The organism is Pseudobutyrivibrio sp. AR14 (assembly GCF_900101325.1).
Taxonomy (GTDB): domain Bacteria; phylum Bacillota; class Clostridia; order Lachnospirales; family Lachnospiraceae; genus Pseudobutyrivibrio.
Genome location: NZ_FMUY01000014.1, coordinates 58,268 through 77,817 on the forward strand (window position 1 = coordinate 58,268; position 19,550 = coordinate 77,817).

Sequence of the window (19,550 nt, forward strand, 5' to 3'; positions counted from 1 at the left end):
TCATGGGAAAAGCAACTGGATTTTTAGAATATGACCGTGTAGAGGCTGAGGCATTCAGCCCTCTTGAGAGAATTAAAAACTTTAATGAATTTCATCTTCCTCTCAGTGAGGAGGAGCAAAAAAGACAGGGTGCCCGCTGCATGGACTGTGGCGTACCATTCTGTCAGTCGGGTATGACAATAAAGGGCATGACATCGGGCTGCCCACTTAACAACCTTATTCCTGAGTGGAATGAGCTTGTATATCAGGGGAATTATGACTTAGCTTATAAGCGTCTTCATAAGACTAGCAACTTCCCTGAATTCACATGTAGAGTATGTCCAGCTCTTTGTGAGAAGGCTTGTACATGCGGACTTAATGGTGATGCTGTATCCACAAAGGAAAATGAAAAGGCGATTATTGAATATGCTTATGCAAATGGTTTGGCAGATGCAAAGCCACCAAAGGTAAGAACTGGAAAAACTGTTGCAGTTATTGGTTCTGGCCCTTCTGGTCTTGCTGTAGCTGACCAGCTTAACCGCCGTGGACACCAGGTTACTGTCTATGAGAGAAATGACAAGGTAGGCGGATTGCTTCGCTATGGCATTCCAAACATGAAGCTTGAAAAGCAGATTATAGACCGTAAGATCAAAATCATGGAGGAGGAAGGGGTTAGCTTTATCGTAAATGCGGATGTTGGAGCAGATGTGAAGGCAGCTGATTTGGTAAAGAAGTATGATGCAGTAGTATTGTGCTGTGGTTCTTCAAATCCTCGTGATATTGACGCTGTAGGAAGAAAGGAAGCCAAGGATATTTACTTTGCTGTGGATTTCCTTACCTCTACAACAAAATGCCTCTGGGCTAATGATATGCAGCTTGTAGATGGTCAGTATATTTCTGCCAAGGGCAAGGATGTAATTATCATTGGTGGTGGTGACACAGGTAATGACTGTGTTGGTACATCCATTCGTCACGGCTGTAAGTCTGTAACACAGCTTGAGATGATGCCAAAGGCTCCAGATGTTAGAGCTGAGACTAATCCATGGCCTCAGTGGCCACTTGTCTGCAAGACAGATTATGGTCAGGAGGAGGCGATTGCCAAATTTGGCCATGACCCACGCATCTACACTACAACTGTAAAAGAATTCAAGACTGATAAAAATGGCAATCTTAAATCAGCTATACTTGTATCTCTTGAGTCAAAGGTAGACAAGAAAACTGGCCGTAGAATGATGGTGCCAGTAGAGGGCACAGAAAAGGAAGTGCCATGCCAGCTCTGCCTTATTGCAGCAGGATTTTTAGGTTCACAGAAATATGTCACAGATGCTTTCAAGGTAAATCTTGATGCTCGCACAAATGTGGCATCCGTAAGCGGGGATTCATTTGCAACAAACGTGAAAAAGGTATTTACTGCAGGAGATATGCACACAGGTCAATCCCTTGTTGTAAAGGCTATTCGCCAGGGCCGCGACTGCGCCCGTGAAGTAGATGAATATTTAATGGGCTACACCAATCTATAAACCCCCATTGTGGCTTATTTGGCGTAAATATTTTGTGGCTATTTTGATAAGTATTTTTTTGTAGCTAACAATCTCTACATACTCTGGACAATCACATTAGTGATGGGAAGAGTATTGTAGGATTGTTAGCGTAACAAAAAAACGTGAAATTAAAAATTTTAAAAAAGTAGTTGACAAGGAATTGTCAAAGGAATATTATTCTAGACAAATATTAATCAATGGAACGACAAAGGCGTCGGAAATGATACTACAAAGTATCGTTTTCGGCGCCTTTTTTGTTTTATAAAAAACTGGGAAGGAAAAAGAAGTATGTGTTCAATAATGGCGTTAAGTAAATGCCACATTTCCATGAAGGAATTTGAAGAGGCATTTTCTAAGACAGTTTCTAGAGGGCCGGATATGCAAAAGGTCATTCAGGTGAGTGATTCGGTTCTTGGATTTCAAAGATTGTCAATTATGGGATTGACTGAAGCTGGAATGCAGCCTTTTGAATTGGATGGCAATTATGTCATATGCAATGGTGAGTTGTATGGATTCAAAAAGGTGAGAGAAGAGTTGAAAGCAGATGGCTATAAATTCTTCAGCGATAGCGACTGCGAAATCATTTTACCAATGTATCGTAAATACGGAACAGAAATGTTTAATATGCTTGATGCAGAATATGCAATGGTTATTTACGACAAGGATGCAGATGATTTGGTAGCAGCACGAGATCCAATAGGAATCAGACCTTTGTTTTATGGTTATGACAGTGAAGGCTCTATTATGTTTGCTTCAGAGGCAAAGAATCTTGTTGGTTTAACTGATGAAGTAAAACCATTTCCACCAGGACATTATTACAAAGCAGGTCAGTTCATTTGCTACAGAGATTTGTCAAAGCGCAAGCCTTACAGCAAGGACGGCGTAGAAGAAACAGCACCAAAGATTAAAGAGCTCCTTGTTAAGGGTGTTGAGAAAAGACTTGATGCTGATGCACCAGTTGGATTTCTTCTTTCAGGAGGACTTGATTCATCACTTGTATGTGCAATAGCTCAGAAGATGATGGACAAGCCAATAAAGACATTCGCCATAGGAATGAACGAAGATGCCATCGATTTGAAATATGCAAAAGAGGTTGCAGATTACATTGGCAGTGAGCATCACGAAATAATCATCAACAAGGACATAGTTCTTGAAAGCTTAGAAGAAGTTGTGGCAGCGCTTGGAACTTATGATATTACAACCATAAGAGCTAGCATGGGAATGTACTTGATTTGCAAGGGCATAAAAAAAGAATTCCCAGATATTAGAGTTCTTCTTACTGGTGAGATTTCAGATGAGATTTTCGGATATAAATACACTGATTTTGCACCAAATGCTGAGGAGTTCCAAAAGGAAGCAGAAAAGCGACTGAGAGAGCTTTATATGTACGATGTACTTCGAGCAGACAGATGTATCTCAGTTCACTCTATGGAAGCAAGAGTTCCATTTGGTGATTTAGATTTTGTGGATTATGTAATGAGCATTAATCCTGAAATAAAGATGAACAAGTACAACAAAGGAAAATACTTGTTAAGACATGCATTCGAAGGTGATGATTACTTACCATATGACATTCTCTTCAGAGAGAAGGCAGCATTTTCAGATGCGGTAGGTCATTCGATGGTTTACTACCTGAAGGAATATGCAAACAGCCTCTATTCTGATGAGGATTTGGAAAACGCAAAACGTAAATACGAATTCAGAGCTCCATTTACAAAGGAATCTCTTCTCTATAGAGATTTGTTTGAAAAATATTATAAAGGACAGGCCCAAATGATAGCAGACTTCTGGATGCCAAACAAAAACTGGGAAGGCTGCAACGTGGATGATCCATCAGCCCGAGTCCTTTCCAACTACGGAGCAAGCGGAATCTAACCGCAAAGCAATCAAATGGTTTTCTATGAGGCCGCAGCTAACAATCTGAATCTCGGACAAGCGCGAGCAGTAAGGTGGCCTGCGGGAGCATGAAAGACTTGGATAGCATCTCGATAGGATTGTTATCGTAACAGCCGGACAATACAAGGAGGATATATTATGAGTAAAGTTACAGAAATATTTGGAAGCAAGGTTTTTAATGATGAAACCATGAAGGAGCGTCTTCCTAAGGATGCCTACAAGGCCCTTAAGAATACAGTAGAAGAAGGAAGACCTCTAGATAGAGATCTTGCAAATGTTATCGCTCATGCCATGAAGGAATGGGCAATCGAACTTGGTGCAACACATTTTACACATTGGTTCCAGCCAATGACAGGTGTTACAGCTGAGAAACATGATTCATTTATTCAGCCAGAGGAAGGTGGAAAAGTTATTATGACTTTCTCAGGCAAGGAGCTTATTAAGGGCGAGCCTGATGCATCTTCATTCCCTTCTGGTGGACTTAGAGCTACATTCGAGGCAAGAGGTTATACAGCATGGGATCCAACATCATATGCATTTATTAAGGATGATACACTTTGTATTCCAACAGCATTTTGCTCTTACTCAGGTGAGGCTCTTGATAAGAAGACTCCACTTCTTCGTTCTATGGAGACACTTGATAAGTCAGCTGTTAGAGTTTTAAAGCTTTTTGGTCATGATGATGTTAAGAGAGTTATTACTACAGTTGGACCAGAGCAGGAATATTTCCTTATTGATTCAGAGATGTACAACAAGCGTCCAGATTTAATCTACTGCGGACGTACACTTTTTGGAGCAAAGCCTCCAAAGGGACAGGAACTTGAGGATCACTATTTTGGAACAATCAAGCCAAGAGTTTCTGCTTATATGAAAGAGTTAGACGAGGAGTTGTGGAAGCTGGGAGTACTTGCTAAGACTAAGCACAATGAAGTTGCTCCAGCACAGCATGAGTTGGCACCAGTTTTCTCGACCACTAATATAGCAACCGATCATAACCAGCTCACCATGGAGATGATGAAGGTGGTGGCAGGCAGACATGGCATGACTTGCCTCCTCCATGAGAAACCATTCGCTGGTGTAAATGGCTCAGGTAAACACAACAACTGGTCTATATCAACTGATACTGGAGTAAACCTGTTAGAACCTGGCGCTACTCCTTCCCAGAATGCTCAGTTCTTATTATTCCTCACAGCTGTTATCAAGGCTGTTGACGAATATCAGGAGTTACTCCGAGTATCTGTTGCTTCTGCAGGAAATGATCACAGACTTGGCGCAAACGAGGCACCACCAGCAATCATTTCTATGTTCCTTGGGGATGAGCTTGAGGCTATTGTAGAGTCAATCATCGATGGAACAGATTACAAAGACATTAAGAAACAAAAGATGTCAGTTGGTTCTGAGGTAATTCCAAGCATTTCAAAGGATACAACAGACAGAAATAGAACATCGCCATTTGCATTTACAGGAAATAAATTTGAGTTCCGTTCTCTTGGTTCAACTGCTTCAATTTCTGGTCCAAACATTGTACTTAACACAATTGTTGCAGAAGAGCTTGATAAGTTCGCAGATGAGCTTGAGGGCAAGGCTGATTTTGATAAGGCACTTGGAGAACTTTTAAAGAGAGAGCTTACAGCTCATAAGAGAATCATCTTCAATGGAAATGGTTACTCAGAAGAGTGGGTTAAGGAAGCTGAAAGAAGAGGACTTGCTAATCTTAAGTCTACAGTAGATGCACTTCCTGCATTCATTGCAGATAAGTCTATTGATGTATTTACAAAGCATAATGTATTTACTAAGGATGAGCTTTACAGCCGTTACGATATTCTTCTTGAGAATTACTATAAGGTAATCGATATCGAGGCACTTACATTTGATTCAATGGTTAAGAAGGATATCGTTGCTGCAGCTAGTGATTATCAGTTTACACTTGCTGAGACACTTAATGCTAAGGCTGCTACAGGACTTTCAGTTGATTCAACTGTTGAAAAGAAGCATCTTGAAAAGGCTTCTAAGCTTGCATTCGAAATGGATGAAAGACTTGAGAAGCTTGAGGCAGATATTGAAAAGGCAAAAGAGCTTTCAGAGACATATGAGCTTGCTAAGTTCCATCATGATGTAATCTTTGCTGATATGAATGAGCTTCGCGAGGTTGTAGATGAGCTTGAGACAGTTATCCCAAGTGACATCTGGCCATATCCTACATATGGAGAAATTCTTTATTCAGTAAAATAAAATATAAATATCCCAGTAAGCGGGAAGACACATCATCCAGGATTTGCCTTCGGCAAATGAGATGTGTCGTAGCAAATCATTTATGCTCACTTTGTGAGCAGAAATAATTTACATTTTGTACAAAGGCGTACATGACTCAGGATAAATTCCTGAGACATGTGCGCTTTTTTAATAAAGTAATAATTAGGAGGAAAATATTATGGAAGAGTACACAAGTATACTATTTGGAGTGTGGTTCCTAATTGGCGCTGCATTAGTATTCTGGATGCAGGCAGGATTTGCTATGGTGGAGGCTGGTTTTACCAGAGCCAAAAACACCGGCAATATTATTATGAAAAATCTTATGGATTTTTGTATTGGTACAGTAATGTTTGTTTTGTTAGGCTTTGGTCTTATGTTTGGTGAAGACACATTTTTTGGTCTTATAGGAAAGCCTTCACTTCAGATTTTTACAAACTATGCTAATTTCGATTGGAGCAACTTTGTATTTAACCTAGTATTCTGTGCTACAACAGCAACAATCGTTTCTGGTGCTATGGCAGAGCGTACAAAGTTCATTAGCTATTGTATTTACTCAGGAGTTATTTCCCTTGTTATTTACCCAATTGAAGCACATTGGATTTGGGGTGGCGGCTGGCTTTCACAGCTTGGATTCCATGATTTTGCAGGTAGTGCAGCTATTCACATGGTAGGTGGTATTTGCGCATTAATCGGAGCAAAAATCTTAGGACCTCGTATTGGAAAGTTCTCACGCGATGCTAGAGGCAAGATTGTAAAAGTAAATGCTTTCCCAGGTCACAACATTGCACTTGGTGCACTTGGTGTTTTCATTCTTTGGCTTGGCTGGTATGGTTTCAACGGAGCAGCTGCAACATCACTTGAGCAGTTAGCTTCAATCTTTGTTACTACAACAATTGCACCAGCAGTAGCTACATGTACAACAATGGCATATACATGGATTAAATTTGGTAAGCCTGATGTATCTATGTCACTTAATGCATCACTTGCAGGTCTTGTAGCTATTACAGCCCCATGCGACGTAACAGATGCACTTGGAGCAGCAATCATTGGTATTGTTTCAGGTTTCCTTGTAGTATTTGGTGTATGGCTTCTTGATTATAAGCTTCATATTGATGATCCAGTTGGTGCAGTAGCAGTTCATATGATGAATGGTATTTGGGGAACTATTGCAGTTGGACTCTTTGCAACAAAGTCAGCTCCTTATAGCGAGCTTTCAGGTCTTTTCTATGGGGGAGGTTTTAAATTATTAGGAATACAGCTTCTCGGTATTGTTTCAGTGGCAAGCTGGGCAGCAGTTACTATCACAATTGCATTTTCAGTAATCAAGGCCACAATTGGTCTTCGTGCATCTGCTGAGGAGGAAATCGTAGGTCTTGATAGAACTGAGCATGGTCTTCCTTCAGCATATTCAGGATTTAACATGCTTGAAGATGATTTCGATACAGACGACTACGATGAGGAGACAGCAAGCCTTATTACAGAGACTCTTGAGGCAGCAGGTCTTGCTACTCCTGATGAGGCTATTGAGGTTGAGTATGCTCCATCACAGATTACATCAGCAGGCAAGCCTCGTATGACTAAGGTGGAAATTCTTTGCAAGGAGCGTAACCTTGAGAAACTTAAGAATGCACTTTTGAAGCTTGGTATTACAGGTATGACTGTTTCACACGTAATGGGCTGCGGCGTACAGAAGGGTGCTCCAGAATACTACAGAGGTGTAGCTTTAGAGCCAGCACTTCTACCTAAGATTCGTGTAGACGTAGTCGTATGTAAGGTACCAGTTCAGCAGGTAATTGATACAGCAAAGAAGGTTCTTTACACAGGCCACATCGGCGATGGAAAGATTTTTGTATACGATGTTGAGCAGGTTGTTAAGATCCGTACAGGCGAAGAGGATTTTGCAGCTTTGCAAGATGTTGAATAAAAATTAAATTTTCTCTTTACAAATAAGTACGCTTGTTGTACACTTTCTGAGTACAAAGGCGTACTTTTTTTTACGAGAGGTGACTCTTGTAAAAAAAAACGCCTTTTTTTTGTTTTTATAGGAGGAATTTATGTCTCAGCTATCAGTCAGTGATATCATCGATTTTGTAGAGGAGAATGACGTAAAATTCATACGTCTAGCATTTTGTGACCTCTACGGTAAACAAAAGAATATTTCAATAATGCCACAAGAGTTGAAACACGCCTTTGAAGAAGGTGTTAATTTCGACTCTTTTCTTATTTTAGGGTACGACGATGAGCAGGGAGAGGATTTATTCCTTAAGCCTGACCCAGATACCATGCATGTTTTGCCATGGCGACCACAGTCTGGACGAGTTATTCGTTTTTACTGTGATGTTGTACTTTCAGACGGTAGTCCATACAAGTATGACTATCGCCATTTCCTGAAGGAGACACTTTTAAAATGTAGCCAGTTAGGTATTTCTACAAGAATGGGTCTTAAGTCTGAGTTCTACTTATTTAAAACAGATGAGGAGGGTAACCCTACAAATGAGCCATTTGATAATGGCGGATATTTTGATGTGGCTCCAAATGATAAGGGAGAAAATATCAGAAGAGAAATCTGTCTTACATTGGAAGAAATGGGTATCAGCCCACAGTCTTCGCATCATGAGCGCGGTCCAGGACAAAACGAGATTGATTTCATGTCCGGCGATGTGCTCACTACAGCAGACAATCTTGTTACATATAAAAATGTTGTTGAAAACATTGCAGCTCGAAATGGAGTGTGGGCTTCCTTTGATCCACTTCCATTGCCAGGAGCTCCAGGTAATGGCCTTCATATTAAAATGGCAAATTACAGAGGCGGAATTAATCTTCAAAATGAGGACAAGGAATTTTCAGAAGGTTTCATGGCAGGAATTATTAACAGAATGAGGGACATTACTTTGTTCTTAAATTGCCGCAAGGATTCTTATGACAGATTTGGTATGAACGAGGCTCCAAAATATATTACCTGGTCGGAGCAGAACAATTCTCGATTATTTAGAGTTCCTGAGTTTAAGGGTAAGCGAGATCATTTTATCCTTCGTTCACCTGACTCTTGTATCAATCCATATTTGGCAAGTGCGATTATTATTCAAGCAGGTCTTGCAGGTGTTAATAATAAGGAAAAGCTTCCACCAGCACTTGAGGTTAATTCCCGTCAAATGACAGATGAGATTTCATCAAATTTAGAGATGTTGCCACTATCGCTTGATGAGGCTATTGAGTGTGCCCAAAATAGTCAGTTCATTAAGAACTCAGATTTTGCAGCTGTTGCCACTCATTATATAGAGAAAATCAAATCTACTAATTAGTTTCCTAAAGGAGTTAAATATGGAAAGGGCTTTGATTGTCTGCGACAATGAAAAAGGCACTTCTTTTTATAAATCCTTTCTAAAAGAAAACGGGTTTGTAGATATGATTGTTGCTGAGAATGCTCCAGAAGCTAAGCGAATCATTTCGGACTATGATTTTGATATATGTCTTATAAATGGTCCTATTGGTGGTTCCAGTGGAGAGGAGCTTTCCATTGATATAGCAGAGAAAAATATCTGCCAGGTTATTTTATTTATTAAGGCAGAGTATGCTGAGGAAATAGCATCAAAGGTAGAGGATTTCGGTGTGATTACCGTTTCCAAGCCTATCAATAAGCAGCTTTTCTGGCAGGCGCTTAAGCTTGCTCGCGTGGCCCAGAGTCGTATTAATATGGCTCACAAGGAGAGCGCGAAGCTAGAGAAAAAGCTTAGTGATTTGAAAATTATTTCCAGAGCAAAATTGCTTCTTATAGTTAACAGAGATGTTTCCGAAGAAGAAGCACATAAGATTATTGAAAAACAAGCGATGGATTCCCGGTTATCCAGGGTTGAAGTAGCAAAAGAAATAATAAGAGAATATGAAGGAGATTAAGATGACAAAGCATGTATTTGTTACAGGTGGCGTAGTATCAGGCCTAGGCAAGGGTATTACAGCAGCCTCACTTGGACGATTACTTAAAATGAGAGGATATAAGGTGGCATCACAGAAATTGGATCCATATATGAATGTTGATCCTGGAACAATGAGTCCTTATCAGCACGGCGAAGTTTTTGTTACTGATGATGGTGCGGAGACAGATTTGGATTTGGGTCACTATGAGAGATTTATCGATGAGAGCCTTAATAAATATTCTAATCTTACATCTGGAAAGGTATATTGGAATGTTCTTAACCGAGAGAGAAAGGGAGAGTATCTTGGCCAGACAGTTCAGGTGATTCCACATATTACAGAGGAAATCAAGCGCTTCATTTATATGGGCGCCAAGACATCTGACTGTGATGTACTTATCACTGAAATCGGTGGCACCACAGGAGATATTGAATCTCAGCCATTTTTAGAGGCAATCAGACAGGTTTCTTTAGAGCAGGGTAGAGAAAATTGCCTCTTTATCCATGTGACTCTTGTTCCATGGCTTTCTGGTTCTGAGGAGCACAAATCAAAACCAACTCAGCATTCTGTTAAGGAACTTCAGTCCCTTGGTATTTCACCAAATATTATTGTTTGCCGTGTTGACCACCCACTTGAGCAGTCTATTAAGGACAAGATTTCACTTTTCTGCAATGTTAAAAAGGATTGCGTAATTGAAAATGACACACTTGATTGTCTTTACGAGGCACCTCTTATGATGCACAAGTATGGGCTTGATGACGTGGTTTGTCGTGAGCTTGGTCTTGAGAATAATCCTCCTCAAATCGAAGAATGGGAGAAGATGGTTGAGAACATCAAGGGCCTTAAGAAGACAACTAAGATTGCAATTGTAGGTAAATATGTTGCTCTTCATGATGCTTATCTTTCTGTTAGAGAAGCTCTATACCATGGTGGTTATGCAGATAGCGCCCATGTTGATATTAAATGGGTTGATTCAGAAGAAATCACAAAAGATAATGTTGAGGAGTATCTTGGAGATTGTGATGGTATCCTTGTCCCAGGTGGATTTGGGGATAGAGGTGTTGAAGGCAAAATCGAAGCTTGCCGATATGCAAGAGAAAAGGATGTACCATATCTTGGAATTTGTCTTGGTATGCAGGTGGCTGCAATTGAATTTGCAAGAAATGTATGTGGTATTGAAGATGCTAACTCTCGTGAGTTCAATAACAATGGCAAAAATTGTGTAATCGACCTTATGGAAGAGCAGATGGCTGTTCTTAGAAAGGGTGGCACCATGAGACTTGGCGCATATCCATGTGCAGTTCGAAAGGGTACTAAGCTTTATGAAGCTTATGGTTCAGACAATATTTCAGAGCGTCATAGACACAGATTTGAGTTTAACAATTCATATAGAGATGTAATGACAGAGAAGGGACTTACTATTTCTGGTACATCACCTAATGACGAGGTAGTTGAGGCTATAGAGGTATCTTCAAACAAATTCCATGTAGGAGTTCAGTTCCATCCAGAGTTTAAGAGTCGTCCTAACAAGCCACATCCTTTATTTGCGGCATTTATAAAAGCAAGTTTAAATTAGTACTGTACAAAACTAAGTGTTTCCGATTAAAATAGAGACGTATGTAGAGGTAAAATTACCTCAAGAATCTAACAAATCTTATTTGATGGGAGGAAAATATGTTAGAAAAAAGATTCAAACTCAGCGAAAACAATACTACTGTTAAAACAGAGATTATCGCTGGACTCACAACATTCATGACAATGGCATACATCATTGCATTGAATCCAAACATCCTTACAGGCTATCGTGCAGGTGGAGATGAGCTTTGGAATGGTATATTCCTTGCTACATGTCTTTCATCAGCAGTTGCTATGTTTGTTATGGCATTTCTTGCAAACAAGCCATTCTGTCTTGCTCCAGGTATGGGTCTTAACTCATTCATGGCAATTGTTATCGGCAACTTAGTTGCTATGACAGGTATGGGATATGTTGAGTCATTCCAGTCAATGCTTTGCATTATCCTTATCGAAGGTGTTGTATTCTTAATCCTTTCACTTCTCAATGTCAGAGAGAAAATTGTTGAGGCTATTCCACTTGGCATCAGACTTGGTATTTCACCAGCTATTGGTCTTATGCTTCTTAACATTGGTTTTGGCTCAAATGTATACATTGCAGATTCCAACTTCAATCAGTTCTTCGTTATGAAGGATTTCTTTGGAGCACTTACAGCTGGATATGCTAGGGACACAATGACAGATGCTTATCCAATTATGGTTCTTTCTGCTATCACAATGTTTGTAGGTCTTTTTGTAATTGTTGTACTTGCATCTAAGGGTGTTAAATCTGCAGTTATTCTCGGTATGTTTGCTGCATCAATCCTTTACTGGATTTGCGATTTTGCAGTACTTGGTAACAATCCATTTGCATCACTTGAGACAGCTTCATTTGTTCCAGCATTTGGAGATATGGCTTCTACTACATTATTCAAGTTTAATTTTGCTGGACTTGCTCAGATGGGTTGGTTCACAGCTATTACACTTGTTATTACTTTCTGTATCATCGATATGTTCGATACAATCGGAACACTTGTAGGTACAGCTTCACGTGCAGGTATGGTTGACCGCGAGGGTAACATGCCTAACATGAAAGAGGCACTTCTTTCAGATTCAGTTGGTACAATCATTGGTTCTTGCACAGGTACATCAACAGTTACTACATTTATCGAGTCTGCATCAGGTGTAGAGGCAGGTGGACGTACAGGTCTTACAGCACTTACTTGTGGTATTGCTTTTGCAGCTTGTATTTTCCTTGCTCCAATTGCAGCAATTATTCCTGCAGCAGCAACATCAGCAGCACTTATTTATGTAGGTGTTCTTATGATGACAGGTCTTAAGAAGGTTAACTTTGATGATCTTTCAGTTTGTGTACCAGTTACAATCATGCTTATCGCTATGCCAATCTCTGGTTCAATCGGACATGGTATCGGTCTTGCTATGATTTCTTACACAATCATCAAGGTATTTACAGGTAAGGCTAAGGAAGTATCTGCACTTACATATGTGATTTCACTTCTTTTCCTTATTAAGTTCTTCTTAGCAGTTTAAGCTTAATAACATTAGTTGATTTAAGAGCGTATTGCATTTTGCAGTACGCTCTTTTTGATGGGATTATTTAGGGACACTTCCCTGGTTTATTATTTACACAGTTAATAAATCACGGAGGTTATATGATATGAAAAAGAGAGGCTTAGATAAGGAATTGATTGTTTCATTTGGTACACTGGCATTGTTGTTTGCAGTTGGGATTCTGTTTTTTGTATTATTTATTTTTGATATTGATATAACAGAAAATATGACCAGCGTAGTTGGCTCATATTCAGGACTTTCAGGTGGAATTTGGCTTATATTACTTCTGAGAAATTGTTGACTATGTATAGTGCTTTTTCTATAATTAAATTATCTATATGTAGTGTGGCTTTTGTTCTAAAGTGCTAATTCTAGTATTGATAGCCACAGAAAGCGGAAGGTAATTGATTATGAATAAATTGTTTAAAAGGACTATAAATATTATTGCTATAGGGATTATGGTTTTTGCAATGAACATGGTTGCTCTTGCTCAGGGCACGACCACCATTGCTGTTTCAAAGAGCTCTGCTTCAGTGGGGGATTCTATTACAGTTTCCATTACAGCTACAGAGAGTGGAACTGTTACTGTTAAATACACATCTAGTATGTTGACCCTCAGTAGTTGTTCAGTTTCAGGATATAGTTCTCAGGGGAATTCAGTTTCTTTCGATGGTAAGACAGGAGATGTAGTATTTTCAGCAGCAGCTGAGGGTACAGCTTCTATTATAGTATCATCATCTAGTTGTTCGGGAAGTAGTACTACTCTTACTATAGGTGGTGGTTCTGCAGCGGCAGCTGAGGCACCAGCTGAGCCAGAGCCAGCAGCAGAAGAACCAGCAGCAGAAGAGCCTGCAGAGCCAGCAGAACAGCCAGAGGCTACAGCCCCTGCAGCACCATCAGGTTCGGCGGTTGGTACCTTAAATGCAGATGGCGGATTTGATATCGGTGGGGTAGCGTATGTAGTTTCTGAGAGATATAAGGACAACGAAATCCCAGCTGGTTTTGAAAAGACCACTATCCAAATCGCTGATGGTACATACAGCGAGCTTACAAATGGTGCAATTACACTTCTATATTTAAAGCCTGCTGATAACACACAGGGTTCTGGTGTTTTCTATATTTATGATGAGGCTGCTGGTACAGTTTCTAATTTCGTATTATTAGGTGATGCTGACAAATATGTTCTTGTTAAGGATGCAGCGGATGCACCTGGTAGCGGATTTTCACAGACAGTTGTCAATGTAAATGGCGTTGATGTACCTGCATTTACTATTGATGGTGCAGAATTCTTCTATGTTTACGGACAGAATCAGGATCAGGTAGAGGGATGGTTTGTTTACGACCAAACTTATGGAACTGTATCACGTGTTGATACAGCTGCTCTTTCTGCAAGTGCAGATTCTTCTGACGACGATGCAGAGGCCACTCAGACTGAGGCAGTTGACAATAGTGTTTACAAGGAAAAGCTTGGATTATATAGAAAGATAATAATGGGACTTATTGTTCTTTGCGTTATCCTTCTGTTTATTACAATCAATAAGATTCTCAAGTCTCGTGGAGATGACGATGATTTTGATGGAGATGTTTTTGCTAAGTCTCCAGTTAAGACATCTAAGAAATTACCTCGTTCAATCGTATTCACTAATCCTGAAGAGGAAGAAGAGGATGAGGAAGAGGATATTTTCGAGGACGAAGAAGAGGAATACGACGATTACGACGACTTCAGCACTAGCGAAGGCTCTTTTGAGGAGCGCCGTGATGCTAGTCTCAATATGATGGATCTTAATGATCTTTAATCTAATTTGGCAAAGGAGCTAAATATGGAATATTCAAAACAGGCTAAAAGAGCCATTACTGGTGCATCAAAGTTATCAAAGTCTTTGCAGCACAGTTATGTTGGCACAGAGCATTTGCTTATTTCTATTATTGACCAGGAAAATTCTCTTGCTGCAAAGGTTTTGAATTCAAATGGTGTTAATAGAGACAATCTACTTAAATTGGTAGAAGAGCTCATATCTCCAGGTGGAGAGGTTGCTGTTCAGGAGCGTGATGGATACACACCAAAGATGGAACAGTTATTAGATCATGCTGCGGACGAAGCAGATAAATGCAATTCAAAGACTATAGGTACAGAACACTTACTTCTTGCTATGATTCGCATGCAGGATTGTTCAGGAGCTAGACTTCTCAACTCTCTTGATGTTAATCCACACAAGCTTTTTTCGGAGCTAGTAGCAGGCATGGGCGCAGAGGGCGCAGTATATAAGGAAGAGATGCAGGCTATTAACAGTGGCCGCAAGAAAAACGATGTTTCATATTTGGATCAATTCTCTAGAGACCTGACTCAGATGGCAGAGGATGGAGAGCTTGACCCAATAGTTGGAAGAGACGCTGAGATTCAGCGAGTAATACAGATTTTATCTAGACGTGGAAAAAATAATCCATGTCTTATTGGTGAGCCTGGAGTTGGTAAGACAGCCATAGTAGAGGGCCTTGCTGAGAGGATTGTGGAGGGAAGCGTTCCTGATTCTGTTAAGGACATAAGAGTTCTCTCTCTTGATTTATCTGGCATGGTTGCCGGCTCTAAGTATCGTGGTGAGTTCGAAGAGCGAATCAAGCGTGTTATTGCAGAGGTAATCGAAGAAGGCAATATCCTTCTATTTATAGACGAGATTCATACACTTATCGGCGCTGGTGGAGCCGAGGGAGCTATAGACGCTTCTAATATTTTAAAGCCAGCTATGGCTAGAGGTGAGATTCAGATTCTCGGTGCTACAACTATTACTGAGTATCGTAAATATGTGGAAAAAGATGCAGCCTTAGAGCGTCGTTTCCAGCCAGTTGTTGTGGAAGAGCCATCTACAGAGGAGACTATCGCTATTCTTAAGGGTGTTAGATATCTTTACGAGGAGCATCATGGAATAGTTATTCCAGATGAGGCAGTGGAAGCTTGTGTTAATCTTTCAGAGAGATACATTGCAGATAGATTTCTTCCTGACAAGGCTATAGATTTAATGGATGAGGCAGCTGCTTCACTAAAGCTTTCTACCGTTAAAAAGACTGTTAAGGACGATGGTCTTGACGACCGTATTGCAGTTTTGGCTGAGGAGATGGAAGAGGCTATTATTGCAGGTGATATCGCCCTTGCTAGTCAGTTGAAGCAAGAAAAGGATAATCTTCTTGAGCAGAAGCTTGCAGCTGAGAAAAAGGCTTCTCGCAAGAAGCAGGCTAAAAAGGCTATCCTTACTGAAAATGATGTAGCAGCGGTTGTTGCCCTTTGGACAAAGATACCTGTTGCTAAGCTTACAGAGCAGGAATCAGTTAGACTTAGAAAAATCGAGAGTATTTTACATAAGAGAGTTATTGGACAAGAGGAGGCAGTTTCTGCTGTTGCTCGTGCTGTTAGACGAGGTAGAGTTGGCCTCAAGGAAAAGGGAAGACCTATTGGTTCATTCTTATTCTTAGGACCTACCGGTGTTGGTAAGACTGAGATTTCAAAGGCACTTGCTGAGGCAGTATTTGGCAATGAGTCATCTATGATTCGTGTAGATATGAGTGAGTACATGGAGAAACACTCTGTGTCTAAGATGATTGGTTCGCCTCCAGGATATGTAGGATACGAAGAGGGTGGACAGCTTTCTGAGAAAGTTCGTCGCAATCCTTACTCAGTTATCCTATTTGATGAGATTGAAAAGGCTCATCCAGATGTATTTAATGTGCTTTTGCAGATTCTTGATGATGGTCATGTTACAGATTCGCAGGGACGCAAGGTAGATTTTAAGAATACTATCATTATTATGACAAGTAATGCTGGAGCTCAGGCTATTGTTGAGCCGAAGAAGCTTGGATTTGCTTCCAAAGAAGACGCAAGCAAGGACTACGAGTTCATGAAAAATGGCGTTATGGAAGAGGTTAAGCGTATTTTCAAGCCAGAGTTCTTGAATCGAATAGATGAGACTATTGTATTTAGAGCTCTCACAAAGGATGATATGAAGAAAATTGCAGCTCTTCAGGTTAATCAGTTTATTTCTCGCTGCAAGGAGCAGATGGATATTACTGTATCTATTCCAGCTTCAGTCAAGACATGGATTGTGGAGAAGGCTTTTGATCCTAAATACGGTGCTAGACCTATTCGAAGAAAGATTCAGACTGCACTTGAAGATGTTATGGCAGAAGACATTTTGGCAGGTAAAATCAAGTCCTTTGACTCAGTTAAGGCTAAGATTAAAAAGGATGAAATTGTTTTTGAAAAATGCTAATTTTTATGTTCGATGATTGTTGTTAAAAACAATTTCCTTTGTTATAATCGGACTATGAAAAGCCGTTCATGGCAGCAATACAGGAGGATTTGAGATGGCTGTAATTAGCGAATTGATTCGCAGCGAAGCAGATGGAACTATCAGCTTTGGTGACTACACACTTACTGATAAGAAAAAGCTTGATAATTACAAGCATGAAGGGGATTTATACAAGGTTAAGACCTTTGCAGACATTACTAAGCTAGAGCGCAATGGTATGTTTGTATATGAGTCAGTGCCTGGCACAGCAGTTGCTAATTTTAATTGTACTTCAGAGCAGGTATCCTTTACCGTTGAGGGTAAGGAAGACGCTATGGTTACATTGGAGCTTGAGCCAGAGACAGATTACGAGATTACAGTTGATGGCGCTAGCGCAGGTCAGATGAAGACCAATGTAGGTGGTAAGCTTAATATTTCAGTTGAGCTTGACCCAGGTGTAGCAGTTAATGTAACAGTCAAGAGAGTTTAATACTGCAGATGATTTATAATCTTCCCATAGCAATATGGGGAGATTTTTCTATATAATATGGTTAAAAATGAGAGGAGCGTAATATGGCCAAAAAGAATGTATCAGTATTCTTTTGTCAGGAATGTGGTAACGAGACATCTAAGTGGGCAGGGCAGTGTCCTGCTTGTGGCGCGTGGAATACTCTTGTAGAAGAGGTGGTCGATAAAACGACTATTAAGACTCGTGCAAAGGTTTCAGATGTCAAGCCTACAAAGATAATTGATGTTACAGCGTCAAATGAAAATAGAATCTCTACTAATATAGAAGAGTTTGATAGAGTACTTGGCGGAGGAATTGTTCCCGGTTCTATGGTTTTAGTTGGTGGTGATCCGGGAATTGGCAAATCTACATTGCTTTTGCAGACTTGTCGAGAGCTTTGCTTAGCTGGTGTAGATGTTATGTATGTATCCGGAGAGGAGTCTCTACAGCAGATTAAGATTCGTGCAGATAGAATAGGAAAGTTCAATGACAAGCTAGATCTTTTATGTGAGACCAATCTAGATACAATTAAGGCTGTGGTAGAACGAGAGAAGCCTACGGTTCTGATTATTGACTCCATTCAGACTATGTACAATGAATCTGTTACATCTGCTCCAGGTTCTGTGTCTCAGGTTAGAGAATCCACAAGTGTCCTTATGGAGATTGCTAAGGTTCAGGGAATAGCTGTATTTATAGTTGGCCATGTAACAAAAGAAGGTACAGTGGCTGGACCTAGAGTTCTTGAACACATGGTAGATACGGTTTTGTATTTCGAGGGTGATAGACACGCTTCCTATAGAATACTTCGAGGTGTTAAGAACCGATTCGGTTCTACCAATGAGATAGGTGTTTTTGAAATGCGAGATGTGGGACTTATGGAGGTAAAGAATCCGTCGGCTGTTATGCTAGATGGAAGACCTGAGAATGCTACAGGTTCTATTGTTACATGTTCTATGGAAGGAACTCGTCCAATTCTAGTGGAGATACAGTCTCTTGTTAGCAAGACTGCTTTTGAAATTCCTAGGCGTATGGCTACTGGATGTGATTACAATCGAGTTAATCTACTTGTTGCTGTTTTAGAGAGAATGCGTGATGCCAAGGCTAATAGGTCCTGCGGAATCTTTTTTGGACGATCAGATATATATGTAAACATAGCTGGTGGTATTAGAATAAATGAACCTGCGGTTGACCTTGCCATTGCCATGGCAATATATAGCAGCGAGAAGGAAATCGCAGTAGATGCTAAGACTATTATATTTGGAGAGATAGGACTATCTGGAGAGGTACGTTCTGTAAGCATGGCGGAGCAGCGTGTAAGCGAGGCAAAAAAGCTTGGATTTGAAAAAGCTATTATTCCGTATTCTAATTTGTCATCGGTTTCTAATATAAAAGGAATAGAAGTGGTTGGCGTGGCCAATGTAAAAGAAGCGGTTGATGCTATATCTCGTTAAGAGAATGAGACCTCAAGGCAACATCTTGGGGTCTCATTTATTATTGTAAAAATAATTGCTACAATTCACACAATTTCAACCGAATCGGGCAAATAGATTTACTTTAAAAAATCACAGAAAATCTGTTGACACTAGTGAATCTTGGTGCTATTATAATCGAGCACTGAGGGAAGCGAAGTGCTGAAACGAAATAGGAAATTGAGAAAATTGTTCATACAATTTTAATTTCTTAAAAAGTTTCAAAAACAAATAAAAAAGTTGTTGACAAACGGCTGGCGGCATGATAGTATAAACGAGTTGCTGCTGAGGGCAACAACAAAGCGAAGATTGATAACTGAACAGTGAAACAAACCTTGAATTAATACAAGTTTTTAAAACATGTATCCTTGAAATTCATTTAGTTTCTAAGACGAAACAAAACCTTTATTAGTAAACAAGTCAGTTTTATACTGATTCGGAATTAAACTTTTTAACATGAGAGTTTGATCCTGGCTCAGGATGAACGCTGGCGGCGTGCTTAACACATGCAAGTCGAACGAAGCAATTTTCTACGATCCCTTCGGGGTGACGGATTATTGACTGAGTGGCGGACGGGTGAGTAACGCGTGGG

The 19,550-nt window shown here is 40.1% G+C and carries 13 protein-coding genes and 1 rRNA gene; all 14 read left to right on the forward strand.

Going from position 1 to position 19,550, the window contains the following annotated elements:
• The first annotated feature begins 2 nt into the window (after positions 1-2).
• Entirely contained in the window at positions 3-1,499 is a 1,497-nt protein-coding gene (locus BLP50_RS11845; protein WP_090155003.1) for a glutamate synthase subunit beta, read from the forward strand.
• A gap of 309 nt (positions 1,500-1,808) precedes the next feature.
• A complete protein-coding gene (gene asnB, locus BLP50_RS11850; protein ID WP_090155005.1) occupies positions 1,809-3,395 on the forward strand; it encodes an asparagine synthase B in 1,587 nt (528 codons plus the stop codon).
• A gap of 159 nt (positions 3,396-3,554) precedes the next feature.
• Positions 3,555-5,648, forward strand: coding sequence for a glutamine synthetase III family protein (locus tag BLP50_RS11855; protein ID WP_090155007.1), 2,094 nt, complete (start codon positions 3,555-3,557; stop codon positions 5,646-5,648).
• A gap of 199 nt (positions 5,649-5,847) precedes the next feature.
• On the forward strand, positions 5,848-7,593 hold the full coding sequence (locus BLP50_RS11860; RefSeq protein WP_090155009.1) for an ammonium transporter: 1,746 nt from the start codon (positions 5,848-5,850) through the stop codon (positions 7,591-7,593).
• A 130-nt stretch (positions 7,594-7,723) separates the two neighbouring features.
• On the forward strand, positions 7,724-8,971 hold the full coding sequence (locus BLP50_RS11865) for a glutamine synthetase family protein (protein WP_090155011.1): 1,248 nt from the start codon (positions 7,724-7,726) through the stop codon (positions 8,969-8,971).
• Between the two features lie 19 nt (positions 8,972-8,990).
• The gene (locus BLP50_RS11870) at positions 8,991-9,563 is read left to right on the forward strand and encodes an ANTAR domain-containing response regulator (RefSeq protein WP_090155014.1); all 573 of its coding nucleotides are present in this window, start codon (positions 8,991-8,993) and stop codon (positions 9,561-9,563) included.
• Between the two features lies 1 nt (position 9,564).
• Positions 9,565-11,157: a CTP synthase gene (locus tag BLP50_RS11875; protein WP_090155016.1), complete on the forward strand. Its 1,593-nt coding sequence runs from the start codon at positions 9,565-9,567 to the stop codon at positions 11,155-11,157.
• Between the two features lie 98 nt (positions 11,158-11,255).
• On the forward strand, positions 11,256-12,683 hold the full coding sequence (locus BLP50_RS11880; protein WP_090155017.1) for an NCS2 family permease: 1,428 nt from the start codon (positions 11,256-11,258) through the stop codon (positions 12,681-12,683).
• A 127-nt stretch (positions 12,684-12,810) separates the two neighbouring features.
• Entirely contained in the window at positions 12,811-13,005 is a 195-nt protein-coding gene (locus BLP50_RS11885; protein WP_090155019.1) for a hypothetical protein, read from the forward strand.
• 109 nt (positions 13,006-13,114) lie between these two features.
• Positions 13,115-14,500: a hypothetical protein gene (locus BLP50_RS11890; protein WP_090155021.1), complete on the forward strand. Its 1,386-nt coding sequence runs from the start codon at positions 13,115-13,117 to the stop codon at positions 14,498-14,500.
• Between the two features lie 24 nt (positions 14,501-14,524).
• Positions 14,525-16,963 (forward strand): ATP-dependent Clp protease ATP-binding subunit, encoded by a 2,439-nt coding sequence (locus BLP50_RS11895; RefSeq protein ID WP_090155024.1) that lies wholly within the window; start codon positions 14,525-14,527, stop codon positions 16,961-16,963.
• A gap of 94 nt (positions 16,964-17,057) precedes the next feature.
• Entirely contained in the window at positions 17,058-17,471 is a 414-nt protein-coding gene (locus BLP50_RS11900) for an endosialidase (protein ID WP_090155026.1), read from the forward strand.
• Positions 17,472-17,554: 83 nt separating this feature from the next.
• Positions 17,555-18,940 carry a DNA repair protein RadA gene (radA, locus tag BLP50_RS11905; protein WP_090155028.1) on the forward strand — a complete coding sequence of 462 codons (1,386 nt, stop codon included), beginning with the start codon at positions 17,555-17,557 and terminating at the stop codon, positions 18,938-18,940.
• Positions 18,941-19,410: 470 nt separating this feature from the next.
• Positions 19,411-19,550, forward strand: a 16S ribosomal RNA gene (locus BLP50_RS11910); the annotation flags it as partial.

Excerpts from the sequence above, each read along its gene's own strand:
- BLP50_RS11845 (WP_090155003.1), top strand. The coding sequence starts at position 3 with ATGGGAAAAGCAACTGGATTTTTAGAATATGACCGTGTAGAGGCTGAG.
- asnB (WP_090155005.1), top strand. The coding sequence starts at position 1,809 with ATGTGTTCAATAATGGCGTTAAGTAAATGCCACATTTCCATGAAGGAA.
- BLP50_RS11855 (WP_090155007.1), top strand. The coding sequence starts at position 3,555 with ATGAGTAAAGTTACAGAAATATTTGGAAGCAAGGTTTTTAATGATGAA.
- BLP50_RS11860 (WP_090155009.1), top strand. The coding sequence starts at position 5,848 with ATGGAAGAGTACACAAGTATACTATTTGGAGTGTGGTTCCTAATTGGC.
- BLP50_RS11865 (WP_090155011.1), top strand. The coding sequence starts at position 7,724 with ATGTCTCAGCTATCAGTCAGTGATATCATCGATTTTGTAGAGGAGAAT.
- BLP50_RS11870 (WP_090155014.1), top strand. The coding sequence starts at position 8,991 with ATGGAAAGGGCTTTGATTGTCTGCGACAATGAAAAAGGCACTTCTTTT.
- BLP50_RS11875 (WP_090155016.1), top strand. The coding sequence starts at position 9,565 with ATGACAAAGCATGTATTTGTTACAGGTGGCGTAGTATCAGGCCTAGGC.
- BLP50_RS11880 (WP_090155017.1), top strand. The coding sequence starts at position 11,256 with ATGTTAGAAAAAAGATTCAAACTCAGCGAAAACAATACTACTGTTAAA.
- BLP50_RS11885 (WP_090155019.1), top strand. The coding sequence starts at position 12,811 with ATGAAAAAGAGAGGCTTAGATAAGGAATTGATTGTTTCATTTGGTACA.
- BLP50_RS11890 (WP_090155021.1), top strand. The coding sequence starts at position 13,115 with ATGAATAAATTGTTTAAAAGGACTATAAATATTATTGCTATAGGGATT.
- BLP50_RS11895 (WP_090155024.1), top strand. The coding sequence starts at position 14,525 with ATGGAATATTCAAAACAGGCTAAAAGAGCCATTACTGGTGCATCAAAG.
- BLP50_RS11900 (WP_090155026.1), top strand. The coding sequence starts at position 17,058 with ATGGCTGTAATTAGCGAATTGATTCGCAGCGAAGCAGATGGAACTATC.
- radA (WP_090155028.1), top strand. The coding sequence starts at position 17,555 with ATGGCCAAAAAGAATGTATCAGTATTCTTTTGTCAGGAATGTGGTAAC.